The 14,186-nt window shown below is 34.5% G+C and carries 9 protein-coding genes and 1 CRISPR repeat array; of the genes, 2 read left to right on the forward strand and 7 right to left on the reverse strand.

The features are described 5' to 3' along the window. Window positions 1-67 precede the first annotated feature (67 nt). A CRISPR array of direct repeats spans window positions 68-3,476; the repeat unit is 36 nt; unit sequence GTTGTGGTTTGATTAAAGATTAGAAAACACGATATT. Between the two features lie 368 nt (window positions 3,477-3,844). After that, on the forward strand, window positions 3,845-4,366 hold the full coding sequence (locus tag EKL98_RS05100) for a transposase (RefSeq protein WP_126460523.1): 522 nt from the start codon (window positions 3,845-3,847) through the stop codon (window positions 4,364-4,366). A gap of 9 nt (window positions 4,367-4,375) precedes the next feature. On the opposite strand, the gene cas2 is transcribed toward EKL98_RS05100, so the two are convergent. The 6 genes from cas2 to EKL98_RS05130 all read right to left on the reverse strand — a co-directional run bounded on the left by cas2 (window position 4,376) and on the right by EKL98_RS05130 (window position 11,190). Continuing rightward, complete coding sequence (gene cas2 / locus EKL98_RS05105) at window positions 4,376-4,705, reverse strand: CRISPR-associated endonuclease Cas2 (RefSeq protein ID WP_126455227.1); 330 nt, start codon at window positions 4,703-4,705, stop codon at window positions 4,376-4,378. After that, complete coding sequence (gene cas1 / locus EKL98_RS05110) at window positions 4,681-5,595, reverse strand: type II CRISPR-associated endonuclease Cas1 (protein WP_126460527.1); 915 nt, start codon at window positions 5,593-5,595, stop codon at window positions 4,681-4,683. The genes cas2 and cas1 overlap by 25 nt, the downstream gene beginning before the upstream one ends. A gap of 255 nt (window positions 5,596-5,850) precedes the next feature. Further along, on the reverse strand, window positions 5,851-6,600 hold the full coding sequence (locus EKL98_RS05115) for a shikimate dehydrogenase family protein (RefSeq protein ID WP_126554441.1): 750 nt from the start codon (window positions 6,598-6,600) through the stop codon (window positions 5,851-5,853). Further along, entirely contained in the window at window positions 6,600-7,997 is a 1,398-nt protein-coding gene (locus EKL98_RS05120; RefSeq protein ID WP_126460534.1) for a tetratricopeptide repeat protein, read from the reverse strand. The genes EKL98_RS05115 and EKL98_RS05120 overlap by 1 nt, the downstream gene beginning before the upstream one ends. A gap of 277 nt (window positions 7,998-8,274) precedes the next feature. Then, a complete protein-coding gene (locus tag EKL98_RS05125) occupies window positions 8,275-9,465 on the reverse strand; it encodes an aspartate aminotransferase family protein (RefSeq protein ID WP_126561707.1) in 1,191 nt (396 codons plus the stop codon). Window positions 9,466-9,552: 87 nt separating this feature from the next. Beyond that, entirely contained in the window at window positions 9,553-11,190 is a 1,638-nt protein-coding gene (locus EKL98_RS05130; RefSeq protein ID WP_126561708.1) for an OstA-like protein, read from the reverse strand. 276 nt (window positions 11,191-11,466) lie between these two features. Between EKL98_RS05130 and EKL98_RS05135 the strand changes: the two genes are divergently transcribed. After that, window positions 11,467-13,335, forward strand: a complete 1,869-nt coding sequence (locus EKL98_RS05135) for an alpha-amylase family protein (RefSeq protein ID WP_126561709.1) — start codon at window positions 11,467-11,469, stop codon at window positions 13,333-13,335. A gap of 76 nt (window positions 13,336-13,411) precedes the next feature. Here the strand turns inward: EKL98_RS05135 and EKL98_RS05140 are convergent, their stop codons facing one another. Continuing rightward, window positions 13,412-14,182: a superoxide dismutase gene (locus EKL98_RS05140; RefSeq protein WP_126460546.1), complete on the reverse strand. Its 771-nt coding sequence runs from the start codon at window positions 14,180-14,182 to the stop codon at window positions 13,412-13,414. Window positions 14,183-14,186 lie beyond the last annotated feature (4 nt).

Below are 14,186 nucleotides of genomic sequence, written 5' to 3' on the forward strand. Positions count from 1 at the left end.
ATAGGGTGGTCAGTTTACTCCGGAACTGGTGGTCAATTTGCACTGGAATTGGGTGGTCAATTTGACCGGTTTTTCCAGATTAAAGATTAGAAAACACGATATTAAGCATTGAGTCCCTTACGTCTGAAACGGTGTTGTGGTTTGATTAAAGATTAGAAAACACGATATTTGCAAAAAACCAGTTGAAATGGTTTTTAATGTTGTGGTTTGATTAAAGATTAGAAAACACGATATTGCCTCATGTTGAGAATCGCGTAGTCCCACTGTTGTGGTTTGATTAAAGATTAGAAAACACGATATTAAATCGGAATAGAAGAACAAGGGATTTAGGGTTGTGGTTTGATTAAAGATTAGAAAACACGATATTGATAGCATTTGGCGTAGTTTTTGGGGTTCCGTTGTGGTTTGATTAAAGATTAGAAAACACGATATTGTAAACGAAAATTTAACGATAAACTACTTGTTGTGGTTTGATTAAAGATTAGAAAACACGATATTCCATCGAGAATCATTCCACCGTCCCGTTTCGTTGTGGTTTGATTAAAGATTAGAAAACACGATATTCAATTCTGGCTCGTTTGAATTAGTTAAAAAGTTGTGGTTTGATTAAAGATTAGAAAACACGATATTAACACGATATTCAATTCTGGCTCGTTTGAATTAGTTAAAAAGTTGTGGTTTGATTAAAGATTAGAAAACACGATATTGTAGTAAACGGCACGAAAAATAGTTTAACAGTTGTGGTTTGATTAAAGATTAGAAAACACGATATTCAATTCTGGCTCGTTTGAATTAGTTAAAAAGTTGTGGTTTGATTAAAGATTAGAAAACACGATATTCGTCAATGATTATTAATCCAACATCTTTAAGTTGTGGTTTGATTAAAGATTAGAAAACACGATATTAGTACTGCTTTTGTTGCTACAGCAGATGCGGTTGTGGTTTGATTAAAGATTAGAAAACACGATATTAATTCCGCACAGGATTGCAATCACCCATATGTTGTGGTTTGATTAAAGATTAGAAAACACGATATTGAAATTCATCGTAATTGATAGCATCATTCTGTTGTGGTTTGATTAAAGATTAGAAAACACGATATTTTTTGCTACTTCTTTTTTAAGAGCAGGTGGGTTGTGGTTTGATTAAAGATTAGAAAACACGATATTTCATTAGTAATAACTGAGCCCATTGGTTATGTTGTGGTTTGATTAAAGATTAGAAAACACGATATTTGTTTATTGTTCCTTTTGTTTACTTTTAGCGTTGTGGTTTGATTAAAGATTAGAAAACACGATATTAAACGTCTGCTTTAACCTATGATCGTTTGCGTTGTGGTTTGATTAAAGATTAGAAAACACGATATTCTCCAGATTTACGATTACCGAAGCCAGTACGTTGTGGTTTGATTAAAGATTAGAAAACACGATATTCTGTCGCGGGTTCGGTTCCCGCACAATCTCGTTGTGGTTTGATTAAAGATTAGAAAACACGATATTGATCGTATCCGAAGCCGTTATAGCTTTTACGTTGTGGTTTGATTAAAGATTAGAAAACACGATATTCAATCCAAAACTTGCAAGTTCCCATTGTTGTTGTGGTTTGATTAAAGATTAGAAAACACGATATTGCAGGAGCTTTTGATGCAAGCCGTTAAAGCGTTGTGGTTTGATTAAAGATTAGAAAACACGATATTAATCCGTATGCGGTTAGGAACTCAATAATAGTTGTGGTTTGATTAAAGATTAGAAAACACGATATTAAAATAAAACGCGATGAATGAACCAACTATGTTGTGGTTTGATTAAAGATTAGAAAACACGATATTATTTTTAAGTATTAAATCAGTGATATAGGGTTGTGGTTTGATTAAAGATTAGAAAACACGATATTTATTAAAACATTCTCAAACGCATCAGGGGTGTTGTGGTTTGATTAAAGATTAGAAAACACGATATTATTCTGACACCCTTAATAAGCGCCGTAATTGTTGTGGTTTGATTAAAGATTAGAAAACACGATATTCGGTTCAGTATCGGGGTATCGGTTCGTGCAGTTGTGGTTTGATTAAAGATTAGAAAACACGATATTGTTATTAGCTGTCGAGTTTGGATTTGTAGCGTTGTGGTTTGATTAAAGATTAGAAAACACGATATTGCGGAAAAGTTTAGACAAATCAGGGATGATGTTGTGGTTTGATTAAAGATTAGAAAACACGATATTCTGGAGGAATTTAATGATTTGATTGACTTGTTGTGGTTTGATTAAAGATTAGAAAACACGATATTGTTGACTGTTTTCAATACAATTCAAGGTTGGTTGTGGTTTGATTAAAGATTAGAAAACACGATATTATTTCCCTCTTTAGTGAGTGATAAACCCGCGTTGTGGTTTGATTAAAGATTAGAAAACACGATATTGAAAATCCAATTGATGAAAAATTGATCGCTGTTGTGGTTTGATTAAAGATTAGAAAACACGATATTGGATGGCTTTTGGTTGTCTCCACGCTAGGAGTTGTGGTTTGATTAAAGATTAGAAAACACGATATTAAAGCGGAACCTGAAAAGCTAATGAGTAGGGTTGTGGTTTGATTAAAGATTAGAAAACACGATATTAGGAGTTGGTGTGCTCAGGCAAACGTTATAGTTGTGGTTTGATTAAAGATTAGAAAACACGATATTCACATTAGTAGCTAAAGCGGCGGCAATAGCGTTGTGGTTTGATTAAAGATTAGAAAACACGATATTTTGCTATTGTTAAAAGTTGACGTTACCTCTGTTGTGGTTTGATTAAAGATTAGAAAACACGATATTTTTGCGGGGACAATTCTAAACTTTTCTGCGGTTGTGGTTTGATTAAAGATTAGAAAACACGATATTTTTACGAGAAGCTTTTAGCGGACTTGGCTCGTTGTGGTTTGATTAAAGATTAGAAAACACGATATTTCAAATCAATGGTTAGAAGTTACGGCTATGGTTGTGGTTTGATTAAAGATTAGAAAACACGATATTCAGGAAACGACAATGATGATTTGCCTTATTGTTGTGGTTTGATTAAAGATTAGAAAACACGATATTTGTTTATAAAATAGAAAACACCTCTTACAGGTTGTGGTTTGATTAAAGATTAGAAAACACGATATTAATACCGCCAGATCTATTTACCAATCAGCCGTTGTGGTTTGATTAAAGATTAGAAAACACGATATTCAAAAAACATTTCACCTGACTGCAATAGTTGTTGTGGTTTGATTAAAGATTAGAAAACACGATATTACATAATTCAAGACGTTAAAGATGTAGTTAGTTGTGGTTTGATTAAAGATTAGAAAACACGATATTTTCGTGGCAGCGTTTAAAGAGGTGAAGTTAGTTGTGGTTTGATTAAAGATTAGAAAACACGATATTGTATGAATCATTAAAACAAAAAGTAATTATGTTGTGGTTTGATTAAAGATTAGAAAACACGATATTAGTTGGCTTGTTACCTTCTAATTATCAAAGGAATATGGGTGAATGTCGTATAAAAAAATGCCTCTTTTTTGGATTGATATCCCAATATTGAGGCATTTTTTTATTTCTATCAATAAAAATTCGATAAATGGTAGTAGAATCATAGTAAGAGGCAAGATTCAATGATTAATTTTTAGTGCAATCTGCAGGGACAGGTCGCGACCTGTCCGTACGTTATCCAAATGCAATAGGTATTGGGGATTATCCGCAAAATAATTTATATTTCGTTACGATTTGTGTGCAAGATAGAAAATGTTGTTTTGGGAATGTGAATTGGGCAGGGACAGGTCGCGACCTGTCCGTACACTAATTATGAAAAAGAAAAAATAATGAAAAATAGAAAGCGAAATAGAATGCTGGGATATGATTATTCGCAAAATAATTTATATTTCGTTACGATTTGTGTGCAAGATAGAAAATGTTGTTTTGGGAATGTTAATACGGCAGGAACAGGTCGCGACCTGTCCGTACACGAGCCAATGAATCCGTATATGGAATGGAATGAATATGGTTCTATTGCACAAAAACAATGGAATTGGTTGGATAATCAGTATGCGTATGTTATTTTACATTCTTTTATAGTAATGCCGAATCATGTCCACGCAATTTTGGAAATTGATAGTAATTTGATTTCTGATTGTGAAATAAAAATAAAATCAGTATCGGAACTAATTGGTGCTTATAAAACGACCTCATCAAAACAAATTCATTTAGCCGGTTTGTCTGATTTTGCCTGGCAGCGTTCTTTTCATGATCATATAATTAGAAACGATGGGTCTTATGAAAGAATTTATAATTATATCGAAACAAATCCTGAGAGGTGGAATACAGATGCGCTTTTTGAAAAATAAAATTATTGTTTAAAACAATTCCAACTGTGTTGGGGCATTACTATTTTCCTGTTTGGCTTTTCCTAAATAGTTGATAATCATTCCAAATTGTTTGTCGGTAATACGTAAAACACTAACTTTTCCTAACGAAGGAACGAGTCGGTTAATGCGTTTTTCATGAACATCAGCACTTTCTCCACTCGCACAATGCCTAATATAAACTGAAAATTGCATCATGCTAAAGCCATCTTTTAAGAGATTTCCTCGAAACTGAGAGGCATTCCTTTTGTCTTTTTTAGTTTCTGTAGGCAAATCGAAAAACACGAACAGCCACATTATTCGGTATCCGTTAAGTTCCATAATTTAGGATATTTAATTTTTTTTCGGTGACCTGTAAAACAGTGCTGGAGCGAACTAGCCGTTTTTTGCAATCCTACCATTAAAGGGCTTTTTTCTTCTTTGAAATAAACAGTTTGTGTCAGCATTTGTAATAGTTCCGCTTTTATTGCGGTGTTTAGTTCTTGTTCTTGATACCGGTTCATAATATCAAAAACTTTTTCGTCAACAATGGGACGAAAAGGTTCCATAATATCATCAGCAAGTGCAAAAGCATTGTATTTACTTTTATGATGAATACCAAGTGTATTCAATAATCCGCTTCCGGAAAGTGCTCTAGCTGTAGCGGCTCTTAAAATAGCATACCCGTAGTTTAAAAAATTGTTGGGATAATCACCATAACGTTCTCTTTTTATGCCATTTTTTTCATGATTAGGTAACGGAAAATTTTTCCAATATTGTTGTGCAGCAACGCCTTCCATATTTGTGGTGTCACCGCTTAATACTTTGCTAGCCAGAAACTCAAACGTATTTTTATTTTCAGTTATTTTTGCTAACAATTCCCCTTGATTTTTAATTTTTTCAATAATAGTTTGTTGCCATAGTTGTTTTTTCAGAGGAATTGAAGCTTCGATTTGATTTTTGAATATTTCCTGCTGAATGTGATGGCTGTTGAGGTTGAGTAACATTCCATTGGGTAAGTGGTTGCTACCACAAATAATAATAGCAGTATTATTTTCTACAATTAAGTTCATAGCAGGAATACTCAGATAAATTTCAGCATGATCGAGTACCAGAAAACCAATGTCTTCTATTGGAATGGTACTTTCTCTTATTTCTGATTTTAGTATTAGCTGTTGGTTTTTTGTCGTGATTGAGGATTTATTTTCGATAAGAATTGTTCTTTTGATCATAATTTAAGTCGTTAAATTAATTGCAAATATTTGATTATCAATCAAATTAACATATTTAATAATCAGTTATTTTACGGGAAACCTCAATCTGCCTTTTAAATTGCTTGTATAAAAAAATCGTCTCGTTTTAAAACAGTAAAATGGCTGTTTTAAAACGAGACGACCGATAGAAATTTTAATTAATTAATTAATTTAAGCGAGAGCTAAAACAATAATCTTGATTACGCTCGATTTGACAAGAAATAAACTTCTTAGTTATTTATTCCAGATTTTCCACGCTTTCTCTGCTTGAAAAATAAGCATATCCAAACCATTTTTGATTTGTGCTCCTTGCTGTTTGGCTTTTTTTAGGAATTGTGTTTCTGCAGGATTGTAAATCAAGTCAAATGCAATGTGCTTTTCTGTGAAAAACTCATACGGGATCAATGGAAACGCATCCACATTTGGACTTGTTCCTACTGGAGTCGAGTTGATGATGATTTGGTAATTGTCGAATGTTGTTGCGTTGATTCGGTTATACTCAATCGCATTTTCTTTAGCTTCTCTCGATACAAAAGTATAAGGAATGTCCAGTTCATCCAAAGCAAAAGCGACTCCTTTAGAAGCTCCTCCTGTGCCTAAAATCAAGGCTTTTTTGTGGTGCGGTTGCAACAGGGGTTCTAATGATTTTTTGAAACCATAATAATCGGTATTATACCCTTTCAACGTTCCTTTTTTGGTGATTTTGATGGTATTTACAGCGCCAATTAATTCCGCTTTTTTAGATAATTTATCCAGAAACGGAATGACGGTCTCCTTGTATGGAATAGTTATACTTAACCCTTTTAAATTTAAAGTGTTTTTTAGTATCTCTGGAAGTGCTGTTATTTCTGGAATATCAAAATTTTCATAGGTGCAACCAGTAAAATTTTCATTGTTAAATTTATCGGTAAAATATCCTTTAGAAAAAGAATAACTAATATTGCGACCCAGTAACCCAAAACGTTTTCTAACTGTTTCTGTCATTATTTTTTTTTATGTTTTGCAATGTAGTTTTGCACCATTTTTTTGGCCCAAACTACTGGAAATAAATCTTCTAAAAGGATGTAATTATCAAAATTTAATCGTAGGGCATTGCTTAAATGGAATTTTGCTTTTGTATTATCTGTTAGCATAAAATACAATCCTGCTAAGCGGTATTCAACTTCATTTTCTTCCGGAAAATATTCTGAAGCTTGTAATAAGGTTTGAATGGCACTTTCGAATTCTCCTAAAAATTGTAGAATATCCACCCAGAATAACCAGGTGTCAAGTTCAGTATCGCCAAATTCAACTGCTTTCCTGTATCCAAATTCAGCTTCTTCAAAGAAGTTCATTTGCTTATTGATAGTCGCAAAGCGTTTCCAATACAAGCGATTTTGGTTGTCAATCGCTAATGCTTTATTGACATAAAATAATGCTTTTTGGTAATTTTTTTGACGTACATAAAAATCCGTGATGGCAATCCAACCTTTATCTAAGAGTGGATCTTCATGCACTGTTTGATTGAAATATTTTAAGGCTAAAGCTTTGTTCCCTAATCTTTCATAACATTTTCCCATTCGAAGTAACGCATACGAAGTTGCATCATCTAATTCAATAGTTCTGCTATAACTTTCTATGGCTTTCTCGTATTTTTTTAATCGTTCAAACGCTTTTGCTTTTTCCATGAAAGCACCAAGGAATTCATCATCAATTAAAGTAGCGTAATCAAAGGCACGAATCGCATTTTCATATTCTTTTACACCATAATGCAAACGGCCCAGTTGGTGCCAGGCAATTTCGCTGTATGGATTTTTGTCAATGTATTTATTTAAATAAGTAATCGCTTCTTGGTTTTGATCTAAAAATTCAAAACAATACACTACGTTATACAAAGCGGATTGGTCTTCCAGATCTTCTTCTAAACACTTGATGAAGCTTTCTTTTGCCAGTTCAAGATTGTCCATAAAAAGATATTCCATGCCTATTAAATTATAGACATCAGCATAATCATCTGTGTATTTTAACGCGGTTTGTAATAATTCAACCGCCTTTTCGTGTTGGTCTCTTTTGGAGCAGATATTGGCTTTTTGAATGTAAATTTCTTCATTGGTTGGTTCAATGGCATACAACTCGTTCAATAGCTTTTCGGCTAGTTCGAGTTTGTCGTCATAAACTAGCATTTCCACCTGAACTAATTTTAGTCCGGTAGATTTTGGGTGCTGTTCTAATGCCAGTTTGAGTGCTTTTTTTGCTAAAGCGGCCTTACCCATATCGAGGTAATGAAGAATAATTTCTTCAAATTCTTCGGAGTCAAAAAAGAGTACTTTGTTGGTTTTCAACATGGACTCAAATTTAGACAATGATAAGTTATAGTCTTCTTCTTCGTTGCTTAATTGCATACTGTGTGTTTTTAATTTGGCCTAAATAAATTTAGAGAATCGTGCGTGTACTGCGAGGGAAAGTTGGAATTGTTGTGAACAATTTAATTAACAAAAAAAGGGGTAGTTTAAACGTATGCCCTAGCCCTGATAAGAGTGGAAATCCTTTTGTTTTTTGCTGACAAAAAGTAAAAGATTAAAATGGATAGCAGGAATAGCTCCCAATTTTTTTAATTGTTTTGAATAGGTATTTCAATATGTATCCAATAGTACAACTTCTGCTATCAAAAATCGTTAATCATTTTTCTTCAATCATTATTCCATCCATTACTTCTAATATGATGCTGCAACCTTCTCGTATTTCTTCTTCAGAAATGGTTAGCGGAGGTGTAATTCTAATTGCGCAATCTTCAAATAATAACCAGAATAAAATGAGTCCTTTGTCTTGACATTTAAGAATCACTTCGTTTGTTATATCGGCACTTTGGGTCATTGCAGCCAGCATCAATCCTTTTCCTCTTATATCCTGTATCAAAGGATGTACCAAAAGTGATCTGAATAGCTTTTCTTTCTCCATCGCCTCATCCATGAGATTGGTCTCGGTAATTTCCTGCAAAGTAGCCAAGCAGGCTGACGCAATGACAGGGTGGCCTCCAAAAGTCGTGATATGACCCAGTTTTGGATTATCGCTCAACAAATCCATCATTGCTGATGAAGCCGTAAAAGCACCTACAGGCATGCCACCTCCCATTCCTTTTCCCATAACTACGATATCAGGAACAACATCATAATTTTGGAATCCAAAGAGTTTTCCGGTTCTCCCAAAGCCTGGTTGGATTTCATCGAGAATCATCATTGCGCCCACTTCTGTGCAACGCTCGCGTACTTTTTTGAGATAATCATCGTTTGGCTGAATAAATCCGGCACCACCTTGAATGGTTTCCAGAATAATTCCAGCCGTTTTAGTGGTTATTTTTTGTAAATCGGCTTCGTTGTTGAAGGTAATAAAATCAACATCAGGTATCAATGGACGAAAAATTTGTTTGCGTTCTTCAAATCCCATGACGCTCATAGCACCCATTGTATTGCCATGGTATGCGTTATGACACGAAATCAATTGGCTTCTTCCGGTAGTTCTTCTAGCTAGTTTTAAAGCACCTTCAATGGCTTCGGTTCCTGAATTGACCAAATAAGTTTTATCTAAAGGTGCGGGCAGGAGCGAGGCTAACAATTTGCAATACTGAACCGCCGGACTTTGTGAATATTCGCCATAGACCATAACATGAGAATATTTGTCTAACTGATCCTTTATGGCTTGATTGACTCTAGGATGTTGGTGTCCCAATGTGCATGCGGAAACTCCCGCCACAAAATCCAAGTATTTCTTAGCGTTCGTATCGTAAATATAAGAACCTATAGCATGTGAGACTTCCATGCCCAATGGATATGGTGAGGTTTGCGCTTGGTATTTTAAGAAATCTGGATTCACGGTTATTTGTTTAATCTTTTATTTGTTAAATTGATAGAACGGTGATTGAATACTACTCCCGAAGTGTCGGGACCGCTCACTGCTGACTTACTTCTTCTTATTCTTCTTCTTCTTATCGTAATTCAGAGTTTCTTTTCGGATTTTCATAGGAATATCCTCTTTGGCCTCTGCCGCTTTAGTTGCTTTATCTATTTTATCGTTGTCTTCATTTTCTTCGGCAGGAAAAATATCGTCCTTGGATTTTATTCGTTCCTCTCCTCGCCAAAGCAGTCCTCTTAGAATACGTGCATTTTCTGGCAACTCTTTCTCTGGATAAATATCGCCATCCACCTGCTGGAAAAACGTAATAGTTTCTATCGCATTTTCTTCTAAAATAAGATTGATTTTGCTGCTTACATTCTTATTGATACCAATGAGTTCCTGAGCTTCGTTGCGCATGTAATAAATGACTTCGGCATTCTTTATAATATCAACATCATGGAGTTTTCCGTCTTTAAATTTCCCATAGAGATTTTGACCCTTGACTTGATTATATCCAGTTCCGATCGTGTCTTTGGAGACTATAAATGTGTTGTTGAGTACTTTGAGCGAATCTAATTTTTGGGTATTGTTGTCTCCTATGAGATGCATGACATCTCCTGTGATTTGGTTTTCTGCGTTCCAAAGTATCGGATTTCCAATCATTTTGGTCAACGCTGTTTTAGAACTTGAATGAATCGAATCACATTTTCCGCTCATATCAGTTTTGAAAAACCGGACATTGTTAAACGCTCTGATAATTCGGTTTCCTTCTTTTCCAGTAACCATTAATTTTTTTCCATGGATGTAAACCGAGTCATTTTCGACAAAATTCACGGCAACAGCTCTTTTGGTTACGTACATAGAATCCAGTTTTTTATACACCTCAGCATAATGCCCTTTTATAATTCCGCGATTGATGGAATCCGTTATTTTTACGTTTCGCGTTGCCGATGCAAATTCCCGGTTTCGATCATAGTACAAACTGTCGCCTTTAATCACCCGATCATCGTATTTGATGTACGATTTATTCAGGAAATGAGCCAGATTTTTTTTGGTATCATAAAATCCTTTTTCGGTATATATATAATTGGCTTTACTGGTAATTGTGGATGGTCCAAAAAGATACGAATGCCCGGAATTACTGAAATAATCCAAGTGATTTGATTTAATTACATAGGTTGGATTAGTAATAGTAACAGCTGTAAGGAATTGGAATTTCTTTTGTTTCACATAATATCTTCCTGAATTGCTTTTTAGCGTATTGTCTTTATTGGTAATTGTTCCTGGCGTATCGTAAAATACTTCTTGAGTGTTTCGGTCAAAATTAATAATCTCTGTTACCAAAGTCGCATCAGGGGAACTCATTACGGCATCTCCGGAAGCATAGGCTTTTTTTACATTTCCATTGTATTCCGCATATTTACTGTTTAGGAATAAAGTGTCACCTTGCACCATTTGAACATTGCCAAAAGCCTTGATGTAGTTTTCTTTTTGAAAATAATACGCTTTATTACAAGTCATTATCACGCCATCATGATTGACACGTACGTTCCCAATCAGCAATAATGCATCCGGTATTTCTACCTGATTTACATCGGCAAAATCTGAGTTTTCTACAATAATTTTTTTTGGAGCTTGCGCCAAAACTAAATTAGCAGTGAACAGTATGAAACAATAACGAAGGAAAAACAACGATTTTTTCAATGGATTTAATTTTTGTCAAATTTATGAAAAAGGATACAATCCTAATCCATATTAGGATTTATTTATAATTAGTCAAAAGTGCATGATAAACGATGACTTTTCCTTTTTAAAGTTATCAACAAATGCGGCAACTCCTTCGTTGTAGTTTGTTCTAATGGAGAGATGATTATATAATTTCAAACAATATAGAGTTCTTTATATTTAAAAAATATTAAATTTAAAAATTGATATTCATTTTAGTATCAAAAGAATTAAAATCAGCATAAATAATTTTATATGATGAAAAAAACAACTATTGTTGCCGGTATAAGCGTAGTGCTTTTGGCGACAGCCTGTAAAACGAAAGAGTTAAAAATGAATACGGAACAAAAGGAGTCTGTTTCCCATAAAAAAGAAGTGGTGTATCAGGTTTTTACCCGATTATTTGGGAATAAAAATACGAACAACAAGCCTTGGGGAACCATTGAAGAAAATGGAGTAGGGAAGTTCAACGATTTTACAAATACGGCCTTAAAGGAAATAAAGGATTTGGGAGTTACTTATATTTGGTACACCGGAGTTCCGCATCATGCTGTGATTCGGGATTATTCCGCTATTGGAATTTCTAATGATGATCCGGAAGTGGTCAAAGGACGAGCCGGTTCTCCTTATGCCGTAAAAGATTACTACAATGTGAATCCAGATTTGGCTGTAAATCCTGAAAATCGTTTGCAGGAATTTGAAGCTTTAGTTGCGCGAACTCACCAAGCTGGATTAAAGGTGATTATCGATATTGTTCCCAATCACATTGCGCGAAAGTATGAAGGAAAAAGTAATCCGGTTGGTGTCAAAGATTTTGGTGCAGATGATGACACGACCGTTGAATACAAAAGAGACAATAATTTTTATTATATTCCAAATACACACTTTGAAATCCCTGACACAGACAAGCCATTAAATGGAGAAAAGAATCTGTTAATTGATGGAAAATTTGTAGAAAGTCCAGCAAAATGGACTGGTAATGGTTCTCGTATGGCAAAACCAGATCGAAATGACTGGTATGAAACCATCAAAGTAAATTACGGTATTCGTCCGGATGGTTCCAAAGATTTTCCGGAACTTCCTACTGGTTTTGATTCCAAATCCTATCAGGAACATTTCGATTTTTGGAAAGGAAAAGATGTTCCAAACTCTTGGGATAAATTCAAAGACATTGCCTTGTATTGGACGGCAAAAGGAGTCGATGGTTTTCGATTTGACATGGCCGAAATGGTGCCGTATGAATTTTGGAGTTATATGAATTCAGCCATTAAAGTAAATAATCCGAATGCTTTTTTATTAGCCGAAGTCTACAATCCTAAAGAATATAGAAATTATATTCATCTGGGTAAAATGGATTATTTGTATGATAAAGTAGAAACGTATGATAAATTGAAAGATATCATTCAAGGAAAAGCATTGCCTGATGGATTATCTGACATCCAAAACGGAATTTCAGATATTGAGCATCACCTGTTGCATTTTCTGGACAATCATGATGAACAACGTTTAGCAAGTCCGGAATTTGCGGGAACGCCACAAAAAGGGAAGCCTTTGATGGTGGTTTCTACAACCATAAGTACGTCGCCTACGATGGTTTATTTTGGACAGGAAGTAGGAGAGGCTGGAAATGAAAATGCTGGATTTGGTACCCATTCCAGAACGTCAATCTTTGATTATATAGGTGTTCCTAATCACCAACGCTGGATGAGCGGAGGAAAATTTGATGGTGGTCAGTTAACGCAGGATGAAAAGGACTTGCGAGATTTTTATAAAAAATTATTGAATTTCTCTTTGAATAGTACTGCTTTAATGGGGAAATACCAAGAAATACAAACGGTGAATCGCCATATGACTCAAGGATACGATTCTGGAATTTATGCATTCACACGCTGGTCTGATACGCAAAAATTAATCGTTATCACTAATTTTTCCTGGCTTACTACTAGCAATTTCGAGTTAAAAATCCCTTCAGATGTAATCCAAAAATGGAATTTGAAAGACGGAAATTATACACTTACGGATCAATTATACCATAAAAGTTCTGTTGAGCTGAAAGTATTCAATGGTGAAGGAAACGCGAAAATTACAATAGCACCTTCAGAATCGTTTATTTATCAATTGTAAAGGATTTTTAGCTAGCAAAAGGATAAAAAAAAGCTGATATAAATTTATATCAGCTTTTTTTTAGCTCAAACGAATACTATTTTTTTGTTACAGCATCATAATTTTCTTCTATTTTTTTCCAATTAATTACATTAAAAAAAGCATCAATATAATTTTTTCTTCGGTATTGGTAGTCTAAATAATAAGCGTGTTCCCATACATCTAAAGCTAATATTGGAGTTCCGGGAACAACTGCATTACGCATCAAGGGATTATCCTGATTAGGTGTGCTGGTTACTTGTAATTTTCCGGATTTATCTAGAATCAACCATGCCCAACCGGAGCCAAATTGTTTTGTCGCTTCAACTTTGAACGCTGTGGTAAAGTTTTCAAATGAACCAAAATCTCTGGTAATTGCTTCAGCCAATGCATTTGATGGTTGACCTCCTCCTTTTGGCGTCATGCATTTCCAATACAAAGAATGATTGTAAAAACCTCCTGCATTGTTGCGAAGTGTGGGGTCATTTGGATCTAATTTACTTAATACTTCCTCAATTGTCAGATTTTCAAGTGGAGTTCCTAAAATAGCCTTGTTCAAATTGTTAGTATAAGTCAAATAATGTTTGGAATAATGGATTTCTAAAGTAGTAGCTGATATGTTTGGAGCTAATGCATTGTACCCGTAAGGAAGTTTTTCCAGTTGAAAAGAACCTTCATTAGCCTTTACGTCCTCCGGAATTCCGGTTAATACTTTCTCTTCGGTCGTAGGTAAGGGAACTTCAACGACTTCGGTAAATTTTTTTTTATTACAAGAAATTATGCCAATCAGTAGCAGTATAACTGGAATTAAAAAATATAATTTTTTCATAATA

This window comes from Flavobacterium bomense (assembly GCF_003970355.1).

What these genes read in the sequence shown, in the direction of transcription:
- cas1 (WP_126460527.1), bottom strand. Translation starts at nt 5,595, where the DNA reads ATGATCAAAAGAACAATTCTTATCGAAAATAAATCCTCAATCACGACA.
- EKL98_RS05140 (WP_126460546.1), bottom strand. Translation starts at nt 14,182, where the DNA reads ATGAAAAAATTATATTTTTTAATTCCAGTTATACTGCTACTGATTGGC.
- EKL98_RS05120 (WP_126460534.1), bottom strand. Translation starts at nt 7,997, where the DNA reads ATGCAATTAAGCAACGAAGAAGAAGACTATAACTTATCATTGTCTAAA.
- EKL98_RS05115 (WP_126554441.1), bottom strand. Translation starts at nt 6,600, where the DNA reads ATGACAGAAACAGTTAGAAAACGTTTTGGGTTACTGGGTCGCAATATT.
- EKL98_RS05100 (WP_126460523.1), top strand. Translation starts at nt 3,845, where the DNA reads ATGAAAAATAGAAAGCGAAATAGAATGCTGGGATATGATTATTCGCAA.
- cas2 (WP_126455227.1), bottom strand. Translation starts at nt 4,705, where the DNA reads ATGGAACTTAACGGATACCGAATAATGTGGCTGTTCGTGTTTTTCGAT.
- EKL98_RS05135 (WP_126561709.1), top strand. Translation starts at nt 11,467, where the DNA reads ATGATGAAAAAAACAACTATTGTTGCCGGTATAAGCGTAGTGCTTTTG.